Origin of the sequence: Aminobacter anthyllidis (genome assembly GCF_018555685.1) — a bacterium.
Classification (GTDB): Bacteria; Pseudomonadota; Alphaproteobacteria; order Rhizobiales; family Rhizobiaceae; genus Aminobacter; species Aminobacter anthyllidis.
In genome coordinates, this window is the sequence record NZ_JAFLWW010000006.1 from 217199 (window position 1) to 239295 (window position 22097).

The 22097-nt window shown below is 62.1% G+C and carries 32 protein-coding genes; 15 read left to right on the forward strand and 17 right to left on the reverse strand.

What is annotated here, in order from left to right:
• Positions 1–19: 19 nt before the first annotated feature.
• The 3 genes from J1C56_RS21200 to sppA are packed head-to-tail and all read right to left on the reverse strand — an operon-like array spanning position 20 to position 1695.
• The gene (locus J1C56_RS21200; RefSeq protein WP_214392047.1) at positions 20–349 is read right to left on the reverse strand and encodes a DUF1049 domain-containing protein; all 330 of its coding nucleotides are present in this window, start codon (positions 347–349) and stop codon (positions 20–22) included.
• A gap of 44 nt (positions 350–393) precedes the next feature.
• Positions 394–678, reverse strand: coding sequence for an integration host factor subunit beta (locus J1C56_RS21205; RefSeq protein ID WP_055981346.1), 285 nt, complete (start codon positions 676–678; stop codon positions 394–396).
• 42 nt (positions 679–720) lie between these two features.
• Positions 721–1695, reverse strand: a complete 975-nt coding sequence (sppA, locus tag J1C56_RS21210) for a signal peptide peptidase SppA (protein WP_214392048.1) — start codon at positions 1693–1695, stop codon at positions 721–723.
• Between the two features lie 267 nt (positions 1696–1962).
• Here sppA and lptC point away from each other — a divergent pair, with 267 nt between their 5' ends.
• The 6 genes from lptC (at position 1963) to ptsN (ending at position 7171) form a co-directional block, all read left to right on the forward strand.
• The gene (gene lptC, locus J1C56_RS21215) at positions 1963–2682 is read left to right on the forward strand and encodes an LPS export ABC transporter periplasmic protein LptC (protein ID WP_214392049.1); all 720 of its coding nucleotides are present in this window, start codon (positions 1963–1965) and stop codon (positions 2680–2682) included.
• A complete protein-coding gene (locus tag J1C56_RS21220) occupies positions 2651–3232 on the forward strand; it encodes an LptA/OstA family protein (protein ID WP_246591691.1) in 582 nt (193 codons plus the stop codon). The genes lptC and J1C56_RS21220 overlap by 32 nt, the downstream gene beginning before the upstream one ends.
• Positions 3233–4054: an LPS export ABC transporter ATP-binding protein gene (gene lptB / locus J1C56_RS21225; protein WP_214392051.1), complete on the forward strand. Its 822-nt coding sequence runs from the start codon at positions 3233–3235 to the stop codon at positions 4052–4054.
• Positions 4055–4243: 189 nt separating this feature from the next.
• The gene (rpoN, locus tag J1C56_RS21230; protein ID WP_214392052.1) at positions 4244–5776 is read left to right on the forward strand and encodes an RNA polymerase factor sigma-54; all 1533 of its coding nucleotides are present in this window, start codon (positions 4244–4246) and stop codon (positions 5774–5776) included.
• A gap of 281 nt (positions 5777–6057) precedes the next feature.
• Positions 6058–6642 (forward strand): ribosome hibernation-promoting factor, HPF/YfiA family, encoded by a 585-nt coding sequence (gene hpf / locus J1C56_RS21235; protein WP_214392053.1) that lies wholly within the window; start codon positions 6058–6060, stop codon positions 6640–6642.
• A 64-nt stretch (positions 6643–6706) separates the two neighbouring features.
• Positions 6707–7171, forward strand: coding sequence for a PTS IIA-like nitrogen regulatory protein PtsN (gene ptsN, locus J1C56_RS21240; protein ID WP_214392054.1), 465 nt, complete (start codon positions 6707–6709; stop codon positions 7169–7171).
• A 92-nt stretch (positions 7172–7263) separates the two neighbouring features.
• On the opposite strand, the gene J1C56_RS21245 is transcribed toward ptsN, so the two are convergent.
• Both J1C56_RS21245 and J1C56_RS21250 read right to left on the reverse strand, forming a co-directional pair.
• Positions 7264–7521: a BQ00720 family protein gene (locus J1C56_RS21245; RefSeq protein WP_214392055.1), complete on the reverse strand. Its 258-nt coding sequence runs from the start codon at positions 7519–7521 to the stop codon at positions 7264–7266.
• A 61-nt stretch (positions 7522–7582) separates the two neighbouring features.
• On the reverse strand, positions 7583–8008 hold the full coding sequence (locus J1C56_RS21250) for an Hsp20 family protein (protein ID WP_214392056.1): 426 nt from the start codon (positions 8006–8008) through the stop codon (positions 7583–7585).
• A gap of 129 nt (positions 8009–8137) precedes the next feature.
• Between J1C56_RS21250 and J1C56_RS21255 the strand changes: the two genes are divergently transcribed.
• Positions 8138–9079: a nucleoside hydrolase gene (locus J1C56_RS21255; RefSeq protein WP_214392057.1), complete on the forward strand. Its 942-nt coding sequence runs from the start codon at positions 8138–8140 to the stop codon at positions 9077–9079.
• Between the two features lie 52 nt (positions 9080–9131).
• On the opposite strand, the gene J1C56_RS21260 is transcribed toward J1C56_RS21255, so the two are convergent.
• Both J1C56_RS21260 and J1C56_RS21265 read right to left on the reverse strand, forming a co-directional pair.
• Entirely contained in the window at positions 9132–9455 is a 324-nt protein-coding gene (locus J1C56_RS21260; RefSeq protein ID WP_214392058.1) for a hypothetical protein, read from the reverse strand.
• A gap of 77 nt (positions 9456–9532) precedes the next feature.
• Positions 9533–10147, reverse strand: coding sequence for a LysE family translocator (locus tag J1C56_RS21265; protein ID WP_214392059.1), 615 nt, complete (start codon positions 10145–10147; stop codon positions 9533–9535).
• Positions 10148–10372: 225 nt separating this feature from the next.
• On the opposite strand from J1C56_RS21265, the gene J1C56_RS21270 reads away from it, so the two are divergent.
• Positions 10373–10627 (forward strand): TonB family protein, encoded by a 255-nt coding sequence (locus tag J1C56_RS21270; RefSeq protein WP_214392060.1) that lies wholly within the window; start codon positions 10373–10375, stop codon positions 10625–10627.
• Positions 10628–10687: 60 nt separating this feature from the next.
• Here the strand turns inward: J1C56_RS21270 and J1C56_RS21275 are convergent, their stop codons facing one another.
• From J1C56_RS21275 to J1C56_RS21300, 6 genes are all read right to left on the reverse strand, one after another.
• Positions 10688–11581, reverse strand: coding sequence for a ribokinase (locus J1C56_RS21275; protein ID WP_214392061.1), 894 nt, complete (start codon positions 11579–11581; stop codon positions 10688–10690).
• A gap of 82 nt (positions 11582–11663) precedes the next feature.
• A complete protein-coding gene (locus J1C56_RS21280) occupies positions 11664–12128 on the reverse strand; it encodes a hypothetical protein (RefSeq protein WP_214392062.1) in 465 nt (154 codons plus the stop codon).
• A 15-nt stretch (positions 12129–12143) separates the two neighbouring features.
• Positions 12144–12629 (reverse strand): hypothetical protein, encoded by a 486-nt coding sequence (locus tag J1C56_RS21285; protein WP_246591694.1) that lies wholly within the window; start codon positions 12627–12629, stop codon positions 12144–12146.
• Entirely contained in the window at positions 12596–12979 is a 384-nt protein-coding gene (locus J1C56_RS21290) for a hypothetical protein (protein ID WP_214392063.1), read from the reverse strand. The genes J1C56_RS21285 and J1C56_RS21290 overlap by 34 nt, the downstream gene beginning before the upstream one ends.
• A gap of 34 nt (positions 12980–13013) precedes the next feature.
• A complete protein-coding gene (locus J1C56_RS21295) occupies positions 13014–13487 on the reverse strand; it encodes a hypothetical protein (protein WP_214392064.1) in 474 nt (157 codons plus the stop codon).
• A 544-nt stretch (positions 13488–14031) separates the two neighbouring features.
• On the reverse strand, positions 14032–14298 hold the full coding sequence (locus tag J1C56_RS21300) for a hypothetical protein (RefSeq protein ID WP_214392065.1): 267 nt from the start codon (positions 14296–14298) through the stop codon (positions 14032–14034).
• A 218-nt stretch (positions 14299–14516) separates the two neighbouring features.
• On the opposite strand from J1C56_RS21300, the gene J1C56_RS21305 reads away from it, so the two are divergent.
• Positions 14517–15431, forward strand: a complete 915-nt coding sequence (locus J1C56_RS21305) for an EamA family transporter (protein WP_214392066.1) — start codon at positions 14517–14519, stop codon at positions 15429–15431.
• On the opposite strand, the gene J1C56_RS21310 is transcribed toward J1C56_RS21305, so the two are convergent.
• Both J1C56_RS21310 and J1C56_RS21315 read right to left on the reverse strand, forming a co-directional pair.
• Entirely contained in the window at positions 15361–16287 is a 927-nt protein-coding gene (locus tag J1C56_RS21310; protein WP_214392067.1) for a methylated-DNA--[protein]-cysteine S-methyltransferase, read from the reverse strand. The two genes, J1C56_RS21305 and J1C56_RS21310, sit on opposite strands and share 71 nt — an antisense overlap.
• Before the next feature lie 62 nt (positions 16288–16349).
• Positions 16350–16844 carry a DUF2244 domain-containing protein gene (locus J1C56_RS21315; RefSeq protein ID WP_214392068.1) on the reverse strand — a complete coding sequence of 165 codons (495 nt, stop codon included), beginning with the start codon at positions 16842–16844 and terminating at the stop codon, positions 16350–16352.
• Between the two features lie 22 nt (positions 16845–16866).
• On the opposite strand from J1C56_RS21315, the gene nth reads away from it, so the two are divergent.
• Positions 16867–17673 carry an endonuclease III gene (nth, locus tag J1C56_RS21320; RefSeq protein WP_214392069.1) on the forward strand — a complete coding sequence of 269 codons (807 nt, stop codon included), beginning with the start codon at positions 16867–16869 and terminating at the stop codon, positions 17671–17673.
• Here the strand turns inward: nth and J1C56_RS21325 are convergent.
• Complete coding sequence (locus J1C56_RS21325; RefSeq protein ID WP_214392070.1) at positions 17667–18107, reverse strand: DUF2214 family protein; 441 nt, start codon at positions 18105–18107, stop codon at positions 17667–17669. The genes nth and J1C56_RS21325 overlap by 7 nt on opposite strands.
• Before the next feature lie 170 nt (positions 18108–18277).
• Here J1C56_RS21325 and J1C56_RS21330 point away from each other — a divergent pair, with 170 nt between their 5' ends.
• Both J1C56_RS21330 and J1C56_RS21335 read left to right on the forward strand, forming a co-directional pair.
• Positions 18278–18478, forward strand: a complete 201-nt coding sequence (locus J1C56_RS21330; RefSeq protein WP_338001482.1) for a YdeI/OmpD-associated family protein — start codon at positions 18278–18280, stop codon at positions 18476–18478.
• A 134-nt stretch (positions 18479–18612) separates the two neighbouring features.
• Entirely contained in the window at positions 18613–19146 is a 534-nt protein-coding gene (locus tag J1C56_RS21335; RefSeq protein ID WP_214392071.1) for a GNAT family N-acetyltransferase, read from the forward strand.
• A gap of 15 nt (positions 19147–19161) precedes the next feature.
• Here J1C56_RS21335 and J1C56_RS21340 read toward each other — a convergent pair whose 3' ends face one another.
• Positions 19162–19734, reverse strand: coding sequence for a transglutaminase-like cysteine peptidase (locus J1C56_RS21340; protein ID WP_280224465.1), 573 nt, complete (start codon positions 19732–19734; stop codon positions 19162–19164).
• Between the two features lie 288 nt (positions 19735–20022).
• Here J1C56_RS21340 and J1C56_RS21345 point away from each other — a divergent pair, with 288 nt between their 5' ends.
• Genes J1C56_RS21345 through J1C56_RS21355 form a run of 3 tightly spaced genes read left to right on the forward strand, consistent with a single transcriptional unit; the run spans position 20023 to position 22097 of the window.
• A complete protein-coding gene (locus tag J1C56_RS21345) occupies positions 20023–20694 on the forward strand; it encodes an amino acid ABC transporter permease (RefSeq protein ID WP_214392072.1) in 672 nt (223 codons plus the stop codon).
• Positions 20694–21365 carry an amino acid ABC transporter permease gene (locus tag J1C56_RS21350; protein WP_214392073.1) on the forward strand — a complete coding sequence of 224 codons (672 nt, stop codon included), beginning with the start codon at positions 20694–20696 and terminating at the stop codon, positions 21363–21365. Before J1C56_RS21345 ends, J1C56_RS21350 begins: the two co-directional genes overlap by 1 nt.
• Positions 21366–22097, forward strand: a complete 732-nt coding sequence (locus tag J1C56_RS21355; RefSeq protein ID WP_214392074.1) for an amino acid ABC transporter ATP-binding protein — start codon at positions 21366–21368, stop codon at positions 22095–22097.

The window sequence follows — 22097 nt, forward strand, 5'->3', positions numbered from 1 at the left end:
AGCGAGTCAGTTGTGCGGATCAGTTGGGGCGCGGCAGCGCCGGACCTTGCGCGACCGGCGGCCGCTGGGCCGCTGCCTGGCGCAGGCTCTCGGCTTCGAGGCCGCGCTGGCGGGCGACCTTGCGGAAGCGGCCCTGCTTGAGCCAGGTCACCGCGCCGCCGAGAATCACCCCGAGCGCCAGCGCCAGGAACAGCAGCACGAACAGCGGCGCCTGGATGGTCAGCGCCGGGTTGCCCGGATTGAACGGATCGAGCGTGAATGCCGTCGGGGCGCGGTTGGCGACGGCGAGTGCGATCAGCACGATCGCCACCGGCACGAAGACAACGATGAGCATGAAGCGGTTGAACATGGATATTCCCGTTTAAGACCCCGCCGCCACAGCCGACTGGCGGTTTACTTCGCCGAGTTCAGCCGCTCGCGCAGCTCTTTGCCGGTTTTGAAGAACGGCACCCACTTTTCCTCGACCTCGACGGATTCACCGGTGCGCGGGTTGCGGCCGGTGCGGGCAGGGCGGTTCTTGACCGAAAACGCGCCGAAGCCGCGCAGCTCGACACGATTGCCATCGGCAAGGGCATCGGTGATTTCGTCGAAAATGGCGCTGACGATGTTCTCGACATCCCGCAGGAACAGATGCGGATTGCGTGTGGCAATGATTTGCACCAGTTCAGACTTGATCATGAGCTCGGTCCCCGTCGAGATGGTGATGATTTTATTTGTTTTTCAGCCGCCTGACACGGCTTTTTCAGCCTGCCAGAGCGACAGCATACCGTCAAGGAACAAGCGGTCGGCGCCCATTTCCTTGATCAGTTGCGACGAGAAGTCGCCAATGCCGAGCGCGCGGCCAAGGGCCTGGGCGACGGAACTTGGCAGCAAGAAGCTGCCTGTGCGGGCGGGCTTCCACTCGATGACTTCCAGCTTGGCATCGATCCCCTTGGTGCCGAGCCAGGCGATGGCCTGGTCCTCGCCGCCGACCTCGTCGATCAGCTTGTTGGCGAGTGCCTGGCGCCCGGTCCACACCGAGCCGTCGGCAAGGGCTGTGGCTTCGGCCTTCGACATCGAGCGGCGTTCGGCGACGATGCCGACGAACCAGTCGTAGCTGTCCATGATCATGTTGCGCATCATGGCGCGCTCTTCGTCGGTCGTCGGATTGAACGGGTTGGGCTCAGCCTTCAGCGGCGACGACTTGATCTCCTCGAGCTTGACCCCGAGCTTGTCCATCAGCCCGGTCAGGTCGGGAAACTGTACCAGGACACCGATCGAGCCGACGATGGACGACTTGCGCGCCACGATGTGATCGGATGCCGTGGCGATCATATAGCCGGCGGATGCGGCAAGCGTGCCGACCTGGGCGACGACGGGCTTTTCCGCCGCGAGCTTGCGCACCGCGTCGAAGATCGCCTCGCCGCCTGCGGTCGTGCCGCCGGGCGAATCGATCGACAGGATCACGCCCTTGACGGAGGCGGACTTGCGGACCTCGTCGAGACGGCGAAGCAGGTCTTCGTCCTCGGTGATGGTGCCTTCGATCCGGACCTTGGCGATATGGTCGGTGGTCACGCCGGGAATGCGCTCGCCGGCAAGCCATGTCGACATGGCGACGATGGCGAGCGCTGCGATGAGAAAGGTTACGATGCGCCAGAAGGTCAGCTTGCGCCGCAAGCGGCGTCGGTCGATCAGATCGTCGGCTTTCATGGACATGGCGTGCCTCGCATGCTGTGCAGGCTTGCGCTTTTAGAGCAACGCTTTGGCGAGAGCCACAGCTTTCCTGCCGCAGCTGACGTTGCGGGATTTGGGTTTTGTAAGGTAAATAGCCATATAGGGGTTTGCAGTTCGGCAGCCGGACGCGGGGCATCAGTGCGTTCGGCCGCAACTCTTTGACCTTATGGTCATATTTTCGTGGCTTTCATCCGCTTCACCGTGCCGGCCTGAAGGCAGGCTTGGATAGTTCGAAGAAGGACATTTGCGTTGGCGCGACCAATCGAGACGAGCGGCGGCGGCAGTGGTGTTGCGGTTGACACCGCGATTGCGCTTGCGACGTCGCGCGCCGATGCTTTCGACCTCGCGGCACGCCATTCGCGCCGCGTCCGCTTTCTCAAGCTCGCCTTGCCGCTTGCCGCCGTCGCGCTTGCCGTGCTGTTCGGCGGCTATACCTATCTTGCCGCGCCCCCTTCCATCCAGGTCAAGGCGGAAGGTGCCGCCTTCTCCGAAGGCAAGCTGGTGATGGCCAAGCCCCAGCTCAGCGGCTTCACCCGAGACAACCTGCCTTATTCGATGACCGCCGACCGTGCCGTGCAGGATCCGGCGAACCAGGGCGTCGTCGAATTGCTCGGCATCGACGCCAACCTGCCGATCTCGGCCGACAACATTGCCAAGGTCGACGCAGTGCGCGGCATCTATGATCGCGAAGGCAATACGCTCAATCTGACCGAGCAAGTAATCGTAAAGACCAGCGACGGTATGGTCGCCAAGCTCAAATCGGCGTATCTCGACATGGGCAGCGGCGCGATGAAGTCTGACGAACCGGTTGAAATAAGCCTTGACGGTTCGAAGATCACGTCCGATTCGATGTCCATGCTCGATAACGGCAAGGTTGTCGTGTTCGAGAAAAAGGTACGCGTGGACATCGATCCCGCGCGGATGAAGGCGGCGCAGAATGGCAGCGGAGGCGGGAGTGCGGCAAATTAGGTCTTGGCGGTCATTGGCCGCGTTAACATGCGCGGGCGTCGTGCTTTGCACCGCCGGCGCTTTTGCGCAGGATAGCCAGAGCAGGCTTTCGGGCCTCAAGCTCTCCGGCGACCAGCCGATCCAGATCGAGAGCGACAAGCTCGAGGTTCGCGAATCGGAGAATCTCGCGATCTTCACCGGCAATGTCAGCGTCACCCAGGGGCCGACTGTCATGAAGTCGGGCAAGATGACCGTCTATTACGCCAAGGATGGCGGTTCGGCGGCCACCGGTTCGGCCAACATCGACAGGCTTGAGGTCGACGACAAGGTCTATGTGAAGTCCGACAAGCAGGTTGCCACCGGCGACCGCGGCACCTTCGACATGAAGACAGAGGTGCTGGTGATGTCGGGCAAGGAAGTCGTGCTTTCCGAAGGCGATAACGTCCTGGTCGGCTGCAAGCTCACCGTGCAGATGAAGACCGGGCTTGCCCAGGTCGACGGCTGCAACAAGGGCACCAAGGGCAATGGTCGCGTCATGATGTCGATCACACCGGGTTCGCAGAAGAAGTAAATGACTGAGGCATCTTCGCTGTTGTCGCGTCTGAAGCCCGGCTCGGCGCAAAAACTTGCCGCGCCCGCGACGACAGGCAGTGCCAAGAACGGCAAGTTCAAGGGCACGCTGATCGCCAAGGGGCTGACCAAGAGCTACAAGGGCAGGCAGGTGGTGTCGGGCGTGACGCTCGGCGTCCGCGCCGGCGAGGCTGTCGGCCTGCTCGGCCCCAATGGTGCTGGCAAGACGACCTGCTTCTACATGGTCACCGGGCTCGTTCCGGTCGACCAGGGCACCATCGAGATTGACGGCTTCGACGTCACGGCGATGCCGATGTATCGACGTGCCCGTCTTGGCATCGGCTACCTGCCGCAGGAAGCCTCGATCTTCCGTGGCTTGTCGGTCGAAAACAACATCCGCGCCATTCTCGAAGTGGTCGAGAAGAGCCGCAAGGAGCGCGAAAAGTCGCTCGATGCGCTGCTCGAGGAATTCCACATCAGCCACTTGCGCAAGGCGCCGGCGATTGCCCTTTCGGGCGGTGAGCGCCGCCGCCTCGAGATTGCGCGCGCTTTGGCCAGCCGGCCCAACTACATGCTGCTCGATGAGCCCTTCGCCGGCATCGACCCGATCGCTGTCGCTGACATCCAGCAGCTCGTCCGCCATCTGACCAAGCGTGGCATCGGCGTCTTGATCACCGACCACAACGTCCGCGAGACGCTTGGCCTGATCGATCGCGCCTACATCATTCATGCCGGCGAGGTGCTGACGCATGGCCGCGCCGACGAGGTCGTCGCCAATCCCGACGTCCGCCGGCTCTATCTCGGCGAGGGCTTCACGCTCTAGGGCTGCTTGCCGGGACGCAACGTGCCGGCGAAATGCGCAGCGTTCATTGGCGATTGCCGGGCAATGCGCCGGCAATCGCGTTGCCAAGCCCCAATCTGCTTGACATGCAAAAGCCGGGCCAGTTTTATCGCGACTGGCGAGCGAGCCGATTTTCGGCCGCGCCTGATCGGGATTGGACCACTTCAAGCAATGGCGCTGTCGGCGAAACTACAGCTACGGCAGTCGCAATCGCTGGTGATGACACCACAGCTGATGCAGTCGATCAGGCTGCTGCAGTTCACCCATACCGAGCTTGAACGTTTCATCGACGACGAGATCGAGCGCAACCCGCTGCTTGAGCGTGTCGAGGCGCCTGAAGACGCGCCCGACCAATTTCCCAAGATCGAAACCCAAAGCGAGTCAAATCCCGCCGCTGGCGAAGACTGGTTCGAAGGCGAAGCCGGCTGGAGTTCGGAGGCGATCTCCGAAAAGCTCGATACGTCGCTCGAAAACCTGTTTCCCGACGATCCTGGCGCTGTCGAGCACATCGGCCCCGACCTTGCCATGCAATGGAAGTCGTCCTCCCCGGGCTCGAGTTCTGGCGGCGCGTCCGAAGGTTTCGACATGGAGGACATGGCTGCAGCCGCTGTCACCCTGCGCGACCACGTCGGCGAGCAGATCTCTTTCGCCTTTGTCGACCCCGCGGAGCGGCTTGTCGCTGCCGAACTGACCGACTGGCTCGACGAAGCGGGCTATTTTCGCGGCGAGGCTGACGAAATCGCCGGGCGCTTCGGTGTCGATGAGGTGTTTGTGCTGAGGGTACTGAGCGGTTGCCAGGGCTTTGATCCGGCCGGCCTGTTCGCCCGCGACCTCGCCGAATGCTTGCGCATCCAGCTCATTCGCCGCGACAGGCTCGACCCGGCTATGGCCGCGCTGATCGACAATCTCGACCTCCTGGCAAAGCGCGATTTCCAGAGCCTGAAGCGCATCTGTGGCGTCGACGAGGAGGACCTGCTCGCCATGCTGGCCGAGATCCGCGCGCTCGATCCCAGGCCCGGCGGCGCCTTTTCTGGCGGCTCTGCCGACACGATCGTGCCCGATGTCGAGGTTCGCCAGGCGGCCGACGGCAGCTGGGCGGTGGAGCTCAATCCCGACACGCTGCCGCGCGTGCTTGTCGACCAGGTTTATTTCGCCCAGGTCACGGGCCGCACCAAGGATGCTGCCGAGCGCAATTTCCTCAGCGAATGCCTGCAGAACGCCAACTGGCTGACCCGCAGCCTCGACCAGCGCGCCAAGACCATCCTCAAGGTCGCCTCGGAGATCGTTCGCCAGCAGGATGCCTTCCTGGTCCACGGCGTGCGCCATCTCAGGCCGCTCAACCTGCGCAACGTGGCCGACGCCATCGGCATGCACGAATCGACGGTCAGTCGCGTCACCGCCAACAAATACATGCTGACGACGCGTGGCGTGTTCGAGCTTCGCTATTTTTTCACCGCCTCGATCGCCTCGGCCGAGGGCGGCGACGCGCATTCGTCGGAAGCCGTGCGTGACCGTATCCGACAGATGATCGAGGAAGAGCAGGCCGCCGACGTGCTTTCCGACGATGCGATTGTGGATATCCTGAAGAAAAGTGGCGTCGAGATCGCCCGCCGCACGGTCGCCAAGTACCGGGAAGGCATGAACATCGCCTCGTCGGTGCAGCGCCGGCGCGAAAAACGCGCCATGGCGGGTACGGCCAGCTAGGCCGAAAGCCGCGGAACCGTTGGCCATCCGGGCCGTTGATTGACAATCCTTAATGAAGTGTCTAGAAGCCCGCCCGCATGAAGAGGGCTAAGCCCGCCAAAGAAAGATGCGGCACAGGATGGCTTGTGATACGAGCCAGGGGCTGCCGGTGGGTGGCCCAAGATCAGCCGACAAGTTCGGACTTAAAATTGGTGTGACAAGCGAGCCAACGCTTGTTTGCATCTGCCACGGGTATAAACTCGGACCGGTTTGAAGTCTGAACAGAAAAGGTCAGTTTTCAGATGAGCCTGCGCATATCAGGAAAACACATGGACGTCGGCGATGCGTTTCGTACGCGCATTGAAGGACGTATCGGCGAAGCGATCGGCAAATACTTCGATCGCGGCTTCTCCGGGCACGTCAACGTCGTGAAGTCCGGCTCGCGCTACACCGCCGATTGTGTGGTACGGCTCGATTCGGGCATGTCGTTGCAAGCGACCGGTGAGGCCCAGGAACCGACTGCCGCTTTCGAAGCGGCGGCCGACAAGCTCGAAACCCGCTTGAGGCGCTACAAGCGCCGGCTGAAGTCGCACAATCTGGGCGCTGGCAACGGTGAATTGACCGATGTCGCCTACTCGGTGGTCGCGGCACTCGTCGATGACGACGAGGATGTGCCGGAAGATTTCGCGCCCGCCATCGTTGCCGAGTCGACGATGGTTCTGAAGACGATGTCGGTGGCATCAGCCGTCATCGAACTCGATACCAAGGATAGCCCTGTTGTGGTGTTCCGCAATGCTGGCAACGAGCACCTCAACATCGTCTACCGCCGGTCTGATGGCAACATCGGCTGGATAGATCCCTCGACCGCAAAGGTCGCCCAGGGATAGTCGCCGCCGACCGCATGTGGGGTTTGGGGCAATGCGGCGGTGAGCACAGCAAGGGAATTTCAGCATGGATCTGAGTGATCTGATCGAGGCTCCGGCAATCATGCCGGCCTTGAAGGCGAACTCGAAGAAGCAGCTTCTGCAACTTCTCGCCGAAAGGGCCGCAGCGATTTCCGGTATCCCCGAGCGGGAGGTGTTCGACACCATCCTTCAGCGCGAGCGACTTGGCTCGACGGGTGTCGGCAATGGCATCGCCATCCCGCATGGAAAGCTCGCAGGCGTCAAGCGGATCACCGGCGTCTTCGCGCGCCTGGAAACGCCTGTCGACTTCGAAGCACTTGACGACCAGCCGGTCGATCTCGTCTTCCTGCTTCTGGCTCCTGAAGGGGCCGGAGCCGACCATCTCAAGGCGCTGTCGCGTATCGCACGCGTGCTGCGCGATGCCGACACGGTCGCCAAGGTTCGCGGCACGCGCGATGCGTCGGCGATCCACGCGCTCTTGTCGGAAACGCCGGCTTCGCACGCCGCCTGATTCTGATTGTTTGAAAAGCTTGGCAAGGGCCGCGTCGCGCGGCCCTTTTCCGTTTAGCCATCCTGTCGCCGGCCCGAGGGCAGGCGCAAAGGTCAGTGGATGGCGACTGTCATCAGATCGTTTTCCATCGCACCCGCAAGGGCGCGGTCACGCGCATCGGACAACAGGATCGGTTCGCCGGTTGCGGCAAACAGCGCCCACAGTTCGAGGCCGGGATCGATCTCGGTCAGGCCTGGGAAACGGCCGCGCAGATCGTCGCTGGATACCTTCCTGAGATAGGCGACGGAGCCTTCGCCGAGATGGGCAAGTTCGCCCGTGGTCATCGTGGGTCTCTGGGCAGTATTGGGCATTGTAGCCTCCTTCTAGCCAGGATGCCGTCTCGGCCATCCCGCATGAGAGCCATCGGCAGTATCAGTCTGCTACCGATATGTTTATTTTCCGTACCAGTCGCTCGGCTTCCGGCCGGTCGAGATCGACCGAGAGCAGACCGTTCTTAAGATCGGCCGCCATCACCCGCATCCCGTCGGCCAGAACGAAGCAGCGTTGGAACTGCCGCGAGGCGATGCCGCGATGCAGGAACTCGCGCTCCTTGTCGTCGCTCTGTCGGCCACGCACGATGAGCTGGTTCTCCTCGACGGTAACTTCGAGATCGTTTTCGGCGAAACCGGCCACCGCAAGCGTGATCCGCAGCCTTTCGCCCCCTTCGGCGGCATCCCTGATGCGTTCGATGTTGTAGGGCGGGTAGCTGTCGCCCGACTTGGCAAGGCGCTCCAGCGTCTTTTCCATCGTGTCGAAGCCCAGGAGAAGCGGGCTTGAGAAGGGCGTCATACGGCTCATGTTACAGCTTGTCCTCCGAGAGCGACATAATGCGGAAAAACCCGGATGGCATTTTCCCGTCTGTTGTTGATATGGTCCGCGCCGTCGGCAACTTCAAGACTGCAAAAAACTGCCCAACAAGGAAAGAAAATGCCCGTACCGCGCAAGATAATCATCGACACTGACCCCGGTCAGGACGATGCCGTCGCCATACTGCTGGCGCTGGGGAGCTCCGAGCTCGACATTCTGGGAATTACCGCTGTCGCCGGCAACGTGCCGCTGAAGCTGACCGAAAACAATGCCCGCAAGATCTGCGAACTGGCAGGCCGTCCCGACATCAAGGTCTATTCCGGCGCCATCCGGCCGCTGATGCGTGAACTGGTCACCGCCGAGGAGGTGCACGGCAAGACCGGCCTCAATGGTCCCGACCTGCCCGAACCCACGATGAAGCTGCAGGAGCAGCACGCCGTCGACTACCTCGTCGAGACGCTGATGCGCGAGGAAGCCGGCACCATCACCCTGTGCCCGCTCGGGCCACTAACCAACGTCGCGCTTGCCCTCATCCGCGAGCCCAGGATCGCCCCGCGCATCAAGGAAATCGTGCTGATGGGCGGCGGCTTCTTCGAAGGCGGCAACGTCACGCCTTCGGCCGAGTTCAACATCTATGTCGACCCGCATGCCGCCGACGTGGTGTTCCGCTCGGGCGTGCCGATCGTCATGATGCCGCTCGACGTCACCCATAAGGCGCTGACCACGACCAAGCGCATCGACGCCTTCCGCAAGCTCGGCACCAAGGTCGGCTTGGCCACCGCGCAGATGCTGGAATTCTTCGAGCGCTACGACGAAGGCAAGTACGGCACCGACGGCGGCCCGCTGCATGATCCGTGCGTCATCGCTTACCTTATCAAGCCCGAGCTGTTCCAGGGCCGTCACTGCAACGTGACCGTCGAGACGTCGTCCGAGCTGACCATGGGTATGACCGTTGTCGACTGGTGGGGCGTCACCAAGCGCCCGAAGAATGCAACCTTCATGCGCGACATTGACCATGACGGCTTCTTCGCGTTGCTGGTCGAGCGCCTCGGCCGGCTGTAACGCTACAAGCTATGACCGCCTCTCTTTGCCGGGAGGCGGTTTTCCACGGCTATCAGTCCAGACGATAGTCTGAGGTCCCATCCTCATAGGTCGTGCGTCGAAGCACCAACGCATTGCCTCTCTGGCGGATTTGCCAGTCCTGCAGGAAAACGAGTCTGTCTCCGACTCTCACACCGTAGCGATAGCTGATCCCATGGACGCTTCGACCGGAGCTTGTTGAGACAACTTCGATCGTTCCGACTACGGCATCGATAGACTTGATCGGGCTTGGCTTCCAAAGCTGCAAGATGGGTTGGAAGGCAAAAGCCACGCACATCAAAACTAAAATCGCCGCCGCGAGATACTTCGCGGCAGGTACCAAATATGTTTTCAGCATAGCGCGTGCCCCCCACATGTGATGACATGGGGAGGAGCGCGCTATACTTCAATAATCAGGTCGGATGGTGCCGTACCTCATTTTGCCCGCGAAAAAGCCAGCCAGACACCGCCGCCGACAAGGAACGTGCCCGATATGCGGGTCATCAGCTTGAGGCGCCTGGCTGACAGGAACTTGCCGGCGCGGCCGGCGGCAATCGCATAGGCCGAGTCCGACATCGCGGCGAACACCATCGCTGTGACGCCCATGATGACGATCTGCTGGGCGTAATTGGCGGTAGGGTCGATGAACTGCGGGATGAAAGCGCCGAAGAAGATCAGCGTCTTGGGATTGCTGATGGCAACCAGGAACCCTTGCAGGAAGAAGCCGCCGCGCGGCCGCCTGGGCATGCCGTCGCCGGCAAGCTCGCCGCCCGAGCGGAACATCTGGATGCCGAGCCAGATCAGATAGGCCGCGCCCAAAAGCCTGACCCATTCGAACCAGTGGCCCATCGCCTCGATCATCTGGTTGAGGCCGATGCCGACGATGGCGATCATCACGGCGACGCCGATCTGGGTGCCGGCGGCATTGGCGAGCCCGGCGCGCGTACCATGCCGGATGCTCGAGGCGATGATCAGCGTGACTGTCGGCCCCGGTATCAGCACGATGACGATGCAGGCGACGACATAGGCGGCGTAAAGTTCGAGCGACATGTTCCGTTCCTCCGGCGGTTGCCCGACAATAAGCACGCAGAATTTCTGGCTGTCCAGAAGAAGCAGAAGCAACCAAGGGCGCGGATCACCACTCCGTCAGGGTCGCCGGCCTAACTGTAGGTTCGCCTGAATGTGGTGATGAAAACCTTGCGTCTACATTGCGTGGCGTCAGCATTCATGAAAAACATGACGCTTTGAGACAAGGTTTTAGGCAAGGAATGAGACGTGAGCGCAATCCTGAAATCAATCGCCCTTGCTCTGGTGGTTTTCGCTAGTGGTTGCGCGACAAAGACCGCCGAAGTCGCTCTCGTTACTGATGCAAACGGCAAGCTCAAATCGGCGCAGATCGCTAAGACATCAGGCGATCCTGCCCTCGACAAGCGAGCGCTCGGTATCGCCAGGAAAAGGTTTACGAAGGTCGTGCCTGTCCCTGCCAAGGACAAGACCTACATGCAGCCGGTGGAGTTCAAGCTGAACTAGCTTCGACGGAGAGGCTCAGGCAGCCTTTCCATGTCCATCGACGTGGCCAGTCTGATGAGATCAGATCGCCGCATCCACCTCCGCGGCGAGCGGGATCGCTGGCTGGGCGCCCGGCTTCAAGCAGGCGAGGGATCCGGCAGCGGCGGCACGGCGAAGTGCGTCCTTGAGGTCGAGGCCCGACGAAAGGCCGGCGGCGAGATAGCCACAGAACGTGTCGCCGGCTCCAACCGTATCGACCGGAGTGATCTTGAGGGCGTCGACATGGACGAGTTCGTCGCCCTTGGCGGCCAGCACGCCGTCGCCACCAAGCGTGACGATGATGGTGGCTCCGGTGCGGCGGGCGAATTCGCCCATCCGCGCCGGCCGCTCGCCGGCGGGCAGCGCCAGCGCCTCGGCGTAGAGGTCGAACTCGGTTTCGTTGGCAATGATATAGTCGGCCTTGCCGACGAAGCTTGCGGCCTCGGCGCGGAACGGCGCGGTGTTCAGCATGGTCACGGCACCGGCCTTGCGTGCCGCGTCGATCGCCGCGTCCACTGTCGCGAGCGGGATTTCGTGCTGCAGCAGCACGATGTCGCCCTTCGTGAACTGGGCCTTGGCGAGATCGCCCGGCACCACCGAGCCGTTGGCGCCCGGCACCACTGCGATCATGTTCTCGCCGTCGCCGCCGACAAGGATCAAGGCAACTCCCGTCGCCGCCTGGATATGCGCAACGCCGGAGAGATCGACGCCGCCATCCTCAAGGTAGGCGACAGCCTCGCCGGCGAAGGCATCCTTGCCGACCGCGCCGACCATCCGTACCTGCGCGCCTGCGCGCGCTGCCGCGAGCGCCTGGTTGGCGCCCTTGCCGCCGGGCGCTGACTTGAAGTCGCCGCCAGGAACGGTTTCACCCGGGCCGGGCAGGCGGCCGACGGTTGCGGTGAGGTCGAGGTTGATGGATCCGACAACGGTGATCACGGCAGTCTCCTGAAGATTTGGCCGGAAACTACATCGTGTCGCGCGCGCTTGCCAGATGGCCGCCCGGTCATTCGCAGCTTGCTCATTCGCAGCGGAAGACGACCTGTGCCTGGTAGGTGCCGGCCGGGAAGATGCCGGTCGACTTGGTCGCGGTCAGGTTGACCGGAATGATCCTGGTTCCGTTCGACACCCGCGTGATCGTGCTGCCGCCATAGGTCACGCTATCCACGGTGTAGGTGGAAGCGAAGGTTACGTTGGCATCGCCTCCGCTCGGAGCCGACAGGAAGTTGACGGGGGCAGGCGCGGAGAGGCCGTAGCAGTCGAGCAGGTTCAGGATCGAGCACAGCAGCGAACTGGTGGTCACGCTGACCGAGGCGGCCGAGCCACCGGCCTGGGTCGAGCCGAAGACGTTGATTGTGGGGTTGGGCGAAAGCGTGCCGTTGGTCTGGATGTTGATGGTGCAGGTGCCGATGATGGCAGCTTGCGGCTGCGTCACCGCCCCAAGACTGGCCAATCCCACAATGCCTGCCTGCAGATAGCGCCGCATGGCCTCCACGCGTCCCTATTTCGGTTTCTGCTGCTGGCCATCGGTCCAGCCGCTTTCGGCCCAGCCGGCCTTGGAATGCTGCACCGATCCGGTGACGTCGCCGCCGCCCTGTCCGCCCAGCCCCATCTTGAGCAGTTTCAGCTCCATCTGCAGCCGCGCCACCTCGAGCTCATAAAGCTTGGAGCAGTCGAGCCGCTTGGGTGTCCGGCCGATCGGGATGACGACGCGGCCATAGGTTGCGAGGTCGTTGTTCTCGCGGTTGTTGCCCTGGATCACACCGACGTCGAGATAGGCGCCGCTGCCCGACACAGCCGAACGGCAGGTGGTGCCATCCGCGGCGCGCACTTCATCCTGGCCCTGTGGCAGTGTCACGCCCGGCAGGGAGAAACCGCTCTGGTTCTGGTTGAGATTGTAGACGTCCTCGGCCCAGGACGCGCAAGGCGTCAATGCGGCGAGGCTCGAGAGCGTCAGAAACGCCGCTGTCCGAGAAATTTTCCGCATATTTGAGCCTTGATCTGCGTCTGTTCATTTGGAAATGGCACGCTTTCCGTACAAATACGCACTTTACGCTCTTTGTTACCGTCGAACGGCACGACCACGAGAACCGGCCGCGACGCCTCGGCGCCCAGCATGAAGCTGTCGGGCGCGATCTTTGCGTTCACCGGCTGGAAATCCTGGTCGTAGACGCGGACATCGATCCGGATTTTCTTGTTGTAGGGATTGGATGGAAAGACACGCACGGCGAACGCGTCCGTGAAACTCGTCACCTCGCCGCGCATCGGCGACATCGACTGTGTGAATGCGGGGGTGGCCGCCAGCGCCATTCCGAGAAATGCCAGGCTGCGTAACATCAAGCTCTCCCTGTCGTTCTTGTCTTGATTGCCGCTACTGGCAGGTGACCGTGACGGTGGCCGAGTAGCTGCCGGCGGCAAAGATGTCGGATCCGGTCTTGGTGCCGGCGAGATGGACGGTGACCGTATCGACTCCTGGGGTCGACAGGTTCGAAGAGGCGCCGGTTTCCGCTATGGTGTGCGCGCCCGCCACCGAGTAGGTGGGCGACCATGTTATCGGGGTGATATCAGCCGGCGGAACGGTGATCGCGGTCGGTGCGCCAACGCTGAGCGCGACATTGCCCGTGGTGGTGATCGTAACGGTGCCGGGCGAGCCGCCGGCATTGTGCGAGCTCAGCGACTGCAGGCCAGGGCTCGCGGTCATCGTGCCGCTGCCATTGGTCACCACCAACGTGCAGATTGCCGCGACCGTGCCGTTGAAGGTGACATTGCCCGTGGCCGCAAGTACCGGCTGGCTCATCGAGCAAGCCGCGATGGCAAGCCCTGTAGTGAGAATGCAGTATTTCATTCTGCTCTCCGGGACCGCGTAGATGCATCTGTCCTGAAGGCGACGGTGATCCAGTATGGTTAATTTGGTATTAACACCAAACTCTGATCAAAAGTTCGTTTGTGTACATATAACTTATTCTACGTGATTTCGAGATTTTTGACACGGTGTCAATCTCGTTTGTTGCGTCGGATGAAAGTATATGTATGAAATTATTTTATGTGCGCACGTGAATTGCTTGAAATATGTGGCCATGCCCTCAAGTATCGGCGTCCGTCGGTTGATCCAGATGCGTAGCCCTTTTGATCCACGGCAGCAAGAATATGCACGTCGACTAAACATGTCAGGGTTTCGCCGCAGTCTCTTTCAAACAAATATGATCGATGGCTGATATAATCTCGCCCGTCGCGCGCAGGACATGCATTCGAGCTTAGGCCGCGTCAGGCCGTGGCTGAACCAACAGCAGCGCGCGCTGGCCAACTCCATGCTCGAGCAAAAAAATGAAAATTGCGAGCCAGCTCAGCAGATGGAGCTTGCTCGACAATAGGCCAGCCAGGAGACAGTGCTACTGCTTTGAGCCGCCAGTTGCCTGCTTGGACGCCTCGATCAGGTCTGCCTGGCGAACAAGGCCTTCGGCGATTTTTCGTGCCTGGTGTGGCTTTATCAGAAGCTCCACACTCTCAGCCGTGGTCTCTCCACGGCGAACCTGCTCGATGTGCTCCTGGGAGGTCACATACTCCAGGCGAACAATAAGGTTCCCCGGCTCCAGCGCGTTGATGTGCACGTTGATCAGGTTCGGTGTGTTGGTCGTGTTCTCAAATTTTGCAGGCATGGTCGTCCCTTCCGAATCTGCGGATCATGCCGCTGCATTAGCCAATAGTCCATCAGCCGCCTCAACGCACTTCTTGCCAACGAGCGCGATCAACCGTGGTCAAAGACGAAACCCGAAGTTGGCGCAAGGGGCAGGTCTTTCCCTTGGGGTTATCATCGTGTAGACTAAAAAGTCAATGAATTCAAATATTTGATCGATAGCGTCAGGAAAATTGAACCATGCGCCCGCGCCATCTGCTGCTCGCCCTGAGCATCGTTCTGATCTGGGGCGTCAACTTCGCCATCATCAAGATCGGCCTGAAGCAGGTATCGCCGCTGGCACTCGGCGTCGCGCGCTTCTTCCTCGCTGCCTTCCCTTGGGTGTTTTTCATCAAGCGCCCGAACGTGCCGCTATCGATGATCGCCACATACGGTTTGCTGATCTTTGCGCTGCAGTTCGGCTTTCTGTTCACCGGCATGAAGATCGGCATGAGCGCCGGGCTGTCGTCGTTGATCCTGCAACTGCAGGTGTTCTTCACCATCGGCCTGTCGATGATCCTGCTTGGCGAGCGGCCGACGCCCTGGCAACTGGCCGGCGCAGCGCTGGCGTTCAGCGGCGTCGGACTGGTTGGGCTGCATATCGGTGGCGACGTGACCATGGCCGGCTTGCTGCTGCTGATCGCGGCCGCCGCCGCCTGGGGCGGCGGCAATGTTGTATCGAAACAGATATCGCAACGCGCGGCGGCGGCACCCAACGTGCTCGGCCTCGTCGTCTGGGGCAGCCTGTTTGCCTTGCCGCCTTTGCTGGCCGTGGCGCTGATCCTCGACCCCGAACACTTCGTCAGCAGCTTCACCGGGCTGGACTGGGCCTCGGTCGGTTCGATCGGCTATATCGTCTATCTCTCGACGCTGTTCGGCTTCGCTGCCTGGAGCGGGCTGTTGGCGCGCTATCCGGTCTCGACGGTCGCGCCGTTCACCTTGCTGGTGCCGGTGTTCGGTTTCCTCGGTTCGGCTGTGCTGCTTGGCGAGCCGCTACAAGACTGGAAGCTCGTCGCTTCCAGTCTTGTCATCGTCGGATTGTGCATCAACCTGTTCGGGCCGCGGCTGTTTTCGCGTCCGCAGCGGTCAGTTGTCCCGCCTCCCAGCCCAGAATAGCCCGCTTGCGCGTCAGGCCCCAGTGATAGCCGGTCAGCGCGCCCGACTTGCCGAGCGCCCGGTGGCAGGGGACGACAAACGACAGCGGGTTGGCGCCGACGGCTGCACCCACGGCACGGCTAGCCTTGGGCGATCCGACTTCCGAGGCGATTGCCGAGTAGCTGCAAGCGCGGCCCATCGGGATCTTGAGCAGCGCTTCCCACACCCGCACCTGGAAGTCGGAGCCGATCATCACAACCCGCAAGGGCTGGTCCTGGCGCCAACGGGTCGGATCGAAGATATGCGCGGCATAAGGTGCCGTAGCACTCATGTCCTCGACATAGGTGGCATTCGGCCAGCGGCCCGACATGTCGGCGAAAGCGGCACGCTCTTCTCCGGCGTCGTTGAACGACAGCCCGGCGAGACCACGGTCGGTGACCATCACCAGTGCCACGCCGAAGGGCGAGATGTGGAAGCCGTAACGGATGGTGAGCCCGGCACCTCGCGTCTTGTAGTCGCCCGGCGACATCGCCTCGTGGGTGACGAACAGGTCGTGCAGGCGGCCCGGCCCGGACATGCCGACCTCGAACGAGGTTTCGAGCAGCGGCAGGCCGTCATCGAGCAATTTGCGGGCGTGGTCGAGTGTCACCGCCTGCAGGAAGGCTTTTGGCGACAGGCCGGCCCAACGGCTGAACAGCTTCTGCAGGCTGGTCGGGGTCTCGCCGACTTCATCGGCCAGGGTCTCGAGCGACGGCTGGTCGCGATAGTCGAGGCTGATCTTCTCGATCACCCGGCGCACGGTCTCGTACTCGGAGCCGGTCGGGGTGATGTCGTGCTGCAGCGTGGCGATGGGTTTCGTCTGCGTCTGGGCGTTCATGGCTTGATCTCCTTGGACGCCAATATCGCGTGGGCTGTGGGTATTTCCCACCCGATTCCTGCTCATCTGCTCCTTGCGGTTGCAAGGGCCCGTGAAAAGGCCGTGGCAAAGCTCTCGCGGTCGTCGGGATTGAGGAAGCTGCCGATCGGAACGCTTGTGTCGCGTGTCTCGACTGCCATGCCGGTGATACCGATCTCTTCGTGGCGGGAGACCGCGAAGCGGGCCCAGAACGGGTTGAAATGATACCTCTGCGATTTGCCTGACGGAGCCGTCTTCAGGATATCCAGGCTGGTGCGGGAGACGCTGACCTCCTCGCGGGCGCGTGCGGCGCGATAGTTGAGCCGGAAGGCGACATAAAGGGCAACCACGTCGAGGCCGAGGAAACCGAAGATCGGCCAGGCGCCCTGGCTCAGGAAGATGATCCCGGTGACGATCCAGCCGAATGTCAGCGCGCCCATCAGGATCATGAAGCCGGTGCGACCGAGCGAGCGGTGCGGCAAAAGAAGAGCCTTGAAGAATGGCTCGTCGGCAACAAAACTGGCGTTTGTCTCGCTCATGACGACTAATTATAGAGAGGCGATGAAAAACCCCAAGCCTAAAGATAAGCCGACGGACTCGCCCAAAGGTCGCACGTCGGCCGCCGGCGCCAAGCCGCGTACAACGCGCCGCCGTTCGCTCTACTCGGCGGCCGAAGTGCGCGAGATTTTCCGTCGCTTCTCGGTCCAGCGGCCGGAGCCCAAGGGCGAACTCGAACACGTCAACGCCTTCACGCTGCTGGTAGCGGTGGTGCTTTCGGCGCAGGCGACCGATATCGGCGTGAACAAGGCGACACGCGCGCTGTTTGCCATCGCCGACACGCCCGAAAAGATGCTGGCGTTGGGCGAGGAGACTGTCGGCCAGCACATCCGCACCATCGGCCTGTGGCGCAACAAGGCAAAGAACGTGATCGCGCTGTCGGAAGCGCTGATTCGTGACCATGGCGGCGAGGTGCCCGACGATCGCGACCAGCTCGTCGAACTGCCGGGCGTCGGGCGCAAGACCGCCAATGTCGTGCTCAACATGGCTTTCGGCCAGCACACTATGGCCGTCGACACCCACATATTGCGCATCGGCAACCGGATCGGGCTCGCCCCGGGCAAGACGCCCGAACAGGTCGAAGCCACGTTGGTGAAGATCATCCCCGACGAGTTCATGCGCCACGCCCATCACTGGCTGATCCTGCATGGCCGCTATGTCTGCAAGGCGCGCAAACCCGATTGCTGGCGCTGCGTCATCGCCGATATCTGCAAGTCGCCGGAAAAATCCACCAGCGAACCAGCCCCGCTGGTGCCTTTGGACGACATCGATCCGATCGAGGTCGCGGAAGCGGAAGTGGCGGCTCAGTAGCCGCGCGCCATGGCCGCGGCAAGGATCGGGATCAGCGCGAAGACGGCGATTTCGGCCTTGAGGAAGGTGCGCACCCTGGCGATCTCGGCGTCCGGAACGACGTAAGCCTCACCGCCGCCAGCCGAACGCCAGCGCGCGATGCGGATCGTCGGTCCGATCGACAGCAGCCCGACGGCAGCGAAGGCCACCATCTTGGCCCAGAAGGTCGGGTTGTAGACGTAGAACTCCCAGCCCTTCAGCCCGAAATAGACGCGCGACGCACCGATGATCACCAAAAGTGCGGCGAGCCCGCCATAAGTCGCGTCGATGCGGCCAAGCAAGGCGAGATTGCGCCGGCCAAGCCCGGGACGCACCAATATTGCCTCGGCGCCGATGACGCCCGCGAGCGCGAATGCCAGAAGGTGGTGGACGATAGTCAGGATAAGGTCAGTCATCGGTCCCTCGCGATACGACTCGACCGGGGCACCTTAGCAACGGACCTTGAGCACGCATATGACGGAGCAAGCTGGCAGGAAATGTCAGCTGACGGCTACTTGCCGAATTGACGGTGGGACGGGAAGAACACACGTTTCCGGCCATGGCGCTGACACGACAAATCAACTCGATGCCTGACTGGATCCGTGGCGAGCTTGTCTCGTGCGGCCTGATCGAGGCCTATGAGGCGCGGCCGGACTACCAGCGCAACGATTATCTCGGCTGGATCAGCCAAGCCAAGCTCGAAACGACGCGCCGCAAGCGGCTCGACCAGATGCTCGACGAACTCGAGCGCGGCGGCGTCTACATGCGGATGGCCTGGCACGGCTAGAACATGCTCTCGAAAGCGGGAAGCACGATCCACAAAGAAGGCAGCGCGCTGGCGGACAGCGTCACCATGTTCTGGCCTGCTGCCTCGGCGGTCATCTGTGCTAGACCGGCGTCCATCTTTCACGGAGCATCTCGATGGCCGCCTTTTCCCTTGCCGACATTCCTGTCATCGAGACCGAGCGCACAGTGCTGCGGCCGCATCGGCTCGACGATTTCGAGGCCTATGCCGGAATGTGGGCCGATCCGGTCGTCACCCGCTTCATCGCCAAGCCGCGGACGCGCGAGGAAAGCTGGCAGCGCTTCCTGCGCCATGCCGGATCATGGTCGCTGATCGGCTACGGCTTCTGGGCGATCGAGGAAAAGGCGACGGGCCGCTTCATCGGCGAGGGCGGCTTCCACGATCTCAAGCGCGAAATCACACCTTCGATCGAAGGCATCCCGGAGGCGGGCTGGGGCTTTGTCGCCGATATGCACGGCAAGGGCATTGCCAGCGAGGCGGTGGCGGCGTTCGTGCGCTGGGCCGACAGCCGCTTTGCCGGCCACACCGTCTGCATCATCGATCCGGCCAACGGTGCGTCGCTACGTGTCGCCGAGAAGAACGGCTATCGCGAGGTTGGTCGAACCACCTATCACGGTGAGCCGACCATCCTGCTTGAACGCCGAAGCTGAGTTCGGGAGAGGGCGTCAGCCGCCGACAGCAGTCGACAGGATCGGCTTGGCGGTGCCAATCCGTTCCCAGCTTCTGCCATTGCCCTGCGCCTGGCGGGCGAAATAGCTGTAGGGCGTGCTCGACCAGTCGCGGACCGAACTGGTCAGGTTGTCGAGGATCAGGTCGCCTTCGCTGGTGCGCACGGTGAGCACCGTGTGACCCTGGCCACGATAGCGCGCCACCGTCAGCAGCAGCGCCGAGGCCGGCCAGCCACGCTTCAGCAATTCGCGCTTCTTCAGGATCGCGAAATCCTCGCAATCGCCTGATGAAACGGGCACGCGCCAGTCATCGCCCGTGTCGTTGCGTTCCTTGATGCGCGAGTTGACCGCGCGGTTGACCTGCTTGAGCTCGGACTTGAGGTCGGCGTGCAAGGCAACGACCTTGCTGCCGCCTGAAGTGCTGCACAGGCCCGGTTCACGGCCGCAGAACGAGGCGAATGCGGGCGGCGCGAAGGCCTTGCCCTTGGTCTCCATTGTCGTTCCGGCCTGGGCAGCAAGCGTACAGGCAAATGACGCCGATAGCGCGATCAGCGCGACGATACTTTTCACAGTGGTAGTCCCCGATGCGTGGAAAAAGGATGACGTGTGTCGGTTAATGAGCGGTTGCTAAAATGACCATTTGCCGCAATCGAGGCGAAGCGCTTAACAAATTGTAACGGAAACACATAAAGCTTTAGACAATCGGCTGCTGGCGGCTTGCCGTCCAATGCCTGTCGCCGGCGCGCAGCTGTGGATGTTCTTTCCTTGAAAAACTGATCGCATGGCCGTTCCAGGCGTTGACATCGCCTTGGCCGTTTTGCAGAGTGAAACCGGTTTCACTTTCCGGGAACGTGCCGCTTGAAGTTCGACCTGTCGATCCTCGCCAAGCATATCCCCTTCCTGCTGGAAGGGGCGTGGCTGACGCTGCAGGCCTGCGCGCTTGCCGTGATCGGTTCGCTGGTGCTCGGTCTCGTTGTTGGTGCGATGCGCACCTCAGCCTCGCCGCTGCTCAACCGGCTGGCTGCGATCTACATCGACATTTTCCGCAACATCCCCTTCATCGTGCAGCTGTTCTTCTTCTATTACGGGCTGCCCGAGATCGGCATCTACATCGACGCCTTCACCACCGGTGTCGTCGCCCTTTCGATCGCCGGCGGCGCTTTCACTTCTGACGTCATCCGCTCGGGCATCCTGGCAATCGACCCGGGCGTCATCGAGGCAGCGCAGGTCAGCGGGCTCAGGAAGATCACCATCTTCCGCAAGATCATTCTGCCGATTGCCCTGCGCGCCTCGGTGAGACCATTGGGCTCGGTCTTCATCAACCTGATCCTGACGTCGTCGATCCTGTCGACGATCACGCTCAACGAGCTGACCGGCTCAGCCAAGATCGTCGCTTCGAACACGTTCCGCCCGTTCGAGGTCTACTTCGTCCTGCTTGTCGCCTACGCCGCGCTGACCTATTCCGTGTCGATCCTGATCGGCATGCTCCACCGCTACCTCAACCGTCACCAGGAAGAGGGGGCCGTCTGATGCGCTACGGGGACTTCACGCCGTTCGACATTGTGCTTTTGCTGCAAGGCCTTGGCGTTTCGCTGGCTTTGTTTGTCTCGACCACGCTGATCGGCCTCGTCATCGGCACGGCCTGGGCGGTGATCCGCTTCTACCGCGTGCCGGTGCTGATGCAGGCCGTCACCTTTGTCGCCGAGCTGCTCAAGAACTCGCCGGTGCTGGTGCAGCTGTTTTTGGTCTTCTTCGGCCTGCCGGCATTCCTGAAAATCAATGTCACGCCGACCGAAGCCGCCCTCATCACGCTGTCCGGCAACAGTGCCGCCTTCATCTATGTCATCGCCGTCTCGGCCATCGAATCCGTCGGCCGCGACCAGATCGAGGCGGCGCGTGTCTTTGGTCTTACCCGCTGGCAGATCCTGCGCCGGGTGATCGCGCCACAGGCGACCGCCTTCGCCATCGGGCCGCTGACCGGCCTGCTGGTCAACCAGCTGCAGGTCACCTCGCTGATCTCTGTGATCGGCGTCATGGACCTGACCAAGGTCGGCAATATCCTCAACCTGCGCACGCTCAAGCCGTTCCTCGTCTGGACTGCCGTAGGCTTGCTCTACTACCTCACCGCCAAGCTGGTGACCTATGCCGGCGCGCGCTTCGAGAAGCGGCTTCGCGCCCATACCGCCTGGAAGGGTCTGTAAATGATCAGCATCACCGGCCTGCGCAAATCCTTCGGCGCCGCCACAGTGCTCAATGGCATCGACCTCGAGATCCGCCAGGGCGAGGTTGTCTCCGTGCTCGGCTCGTCCGGCTCGGGCAAGTCGACGCTCATCCGCTGCATCAACGGGCTGGAGAAGATCGACGCCGGCAAGATCACGGTCGACGGCTTCGACGTCTCCAAGCCGCGCGAGTTGAGCGAGGCGCGCAAGCGCTCGGGCACGGTGTTCCAGCTGTTCAACCTTTACCCGCACATGACTGCGGTGCAGAACGTGGCGCTGGCCCCGATCGAGGTGCTGAAGGTGCCGCGCAAGCAGGCCGAGGCCGAGGCACGCGAGCTGCTGCACTCGGTCGGGCTGACCGAACGCGCCGACGCCTATCCCTCGCAGCTGTCAGGCGGCCAGCGCCAGCGCGTCGGCATCTGCCGGGCGCTCGCCATGAAGCCGAGCTATCTGCTGCTCGACGAGGTCACCAGCGCGCTCGATCCCGAGATGACGTCTGAGGTGTTGTCGATCCTGGCCGCTCTCGCCAAGACCGGCACGACGATGGTGTTCGTCACCCACGAGATCGAGTTCGCGCGCTCCATCTCCTCGCGCATCGCCTTCCTCGACAAGGGCCAGCTCATCGCCGACCTGCCGACCGAAGAATTCTTCTCCGCCACGGGCATGGCCCTGCCGCGCGTGGCCCAGTTCCTCTCCAAGATGCGTAAAGACTGA

Coding starts and splice junctions, on each gene's coding strand:
- J1C56_RS21200 (WP_214392047.1), bottom strand. CDS start 349: ATGTTCAACCGCTTCATGCTCATCGTTGTCTTCGTGCCGGTGGCGATC.
- J1C56_RS21205 (WP_055981346.1), bottom strand. CDS start 678: ATGATCAAGTCTGAACTGGTGCAAATCATTGCCACACGCAATCCGCAT.
- sppA (WP_214392048.1), bottom strand. CDS start 1,695: ATGTCCATGAAAGCCGACGATCTGATCGACCGACGCCGCTTGCGGCGC.
- J1C56_RS21220 (WP_246591691.1), top strand. CDS start 2,651: ATGGCAGCGGAGGCGGGAGTGCGGCAAATTAGGTCTTGGCGGTCATTG.
- lptB (WP_214392051.1), top strand. CDS start 3,233: ATGACTGAGGCATCTTCGCTGTTGTCGCGTCTGAAGCCCGGCTCGGCG.
- rpoN (WP_214392052.1), top strand. CDS start 4,244: ATGGCGCTGTCGGCGAAACTACAGCTACGGCAGTCGCAATCGCTGGTG.
- hpf (WP_214392053.1), top strand. CDS start 6,058: ATGAGCCTGCGCATATCAGGAAAACACATGGACGTCGGCGATGCGTTT.
- ptsN (WP_214392054.1), top strand. CDS start 6,707: ATGGATCTGAGTGATCTGATCGAGGCTCCGGCAATCATGCCGGCCTTG.
- J1C56_RS21245 (WP_214392055.1), bottom strand. CDS start 7,521: ATGCCCAATACTGCCCAGAGACCCACGATGACCACGGGCGAACTTGCC.
- J1C56_RS21250 (WP_214392056.1), bottom strand. CDS start 8,008: ATGAGCCGTATGACGCCCTTCTCAAGCCCGCTTCTCCTGGGCTTCGAC.
- J1C56_RS21255 (WP_214392057.1), top strand. CDS start 8,138: ATGCCCGTACCGCGCAAGATAATCATCGACACTGACCCCGGTCAGGAC.
- J1C56_RS21260 (WP_214392058.1), bottom strand. CDS start 9,455: ATGCTGAAAACATATTTGGTACCTGCCGCGAAGTATCTCGCGGCGGCG.
- J1C56_RS21265 (WP_214392059.1), bottom strand. CDS start 10,147: ATGTCGCTCGAACTTTACGCCGCCTATGTCGTCGCCTGCATCGTCATC.
- J1C56_RS21280 (WP_214392062.1), bottom strand. CDS start 12,128: ATGCGGCGCTATCTGCAGGCAGGCATTGTGGGATTGGCCAGTCTTGGG.
- J1C56_RS21285 (WP_246591694.1), bottom strand. CDS start 12,629: ATGCGGAAAATTTCTCGGACAGCGGCGTTTCTGACGCTCTCGAGCCTC.
- J1C56_RS21290 (WP_214392063.1), bottom strand. CDS start 12,979: ATGTTACGCAGCCTGGCATTTCTCGGAATGGCGCTGGCGGCCACCCCC.
- J1C56_RS21295 (WP_214392064.1), bottom strand. CDS start 13,487: ATGAAATACTGCATTCTCACTACAGGGCTTGCCATCGCGGCTTGCTCG.
- J1C56_RS21300 (WP_214392065.1), bottom strand. CDS start 14,298: ATGCCTGCAAAATTTGAGAACACGACCAACACACCGAACCTGATCAAC.
- J1C56_RS21305 (WP_214392066.1), top strand. CDS start 14,517: ATGCGCCCGCGCCATCTGCTGCTCGCCCTGAGCATCGTTCTGATCTGG.
- J1C56_RS21310 (WP_214392067.1), bottom strand. CDS start 16,287: ATGAACGCCCAGACGCAGACGAAACCCATCGCCACGCTGCAGCACGAC.
- J1C56_RS21315 (WP_214392068.1), bottom strand. CDS start 16,844: ATGAGCGAGACAAACGCCAGTTTTGTTGCCGACGAGCCATTCTTCAAG.
- nth (WP_214392069.1), top strand. CDS start 16,867: ATGAAAAACCCCAAGCCTAAAGATAAGCCGACGGACTCGCCCAAAGGT.
- J1C56_RS21325 (WP_214392070.1), bottom strand. CDS start 18,107: ATGACTGACCTTATCCTGACTATCGTCCACCACCTTCTGGCATTCGCG.
- J1C56_RS21330 (WP_338001482.1), top strand. CDS start 18,278: ATGCCTGACTGGATCCGTGGCGAGCTTGTCTCGTGCGGCCTGATCGAG.
- J1C56_RS21335 (WP_214392071.1), top strand. CDS start 18,613: ATGGCCGCCTTTTCCCTTGCCGACATTCCTGTCATCGAGACCGAGCGC.
- J1C56_RS21350 (WP_214392073.1), top strand. CDS start 20,694: ATGCGCTACGGGGACTTCACGCCGTTCGACATTGTGCTTTTGCTGCAA.
- J1C56_RS21355 (WP_214392074.1), top strand. CDS start 21,366: ATGATCAGCATCACCGGCCTGCGCAAATCCTTCGGCGCCGCCACAGTG.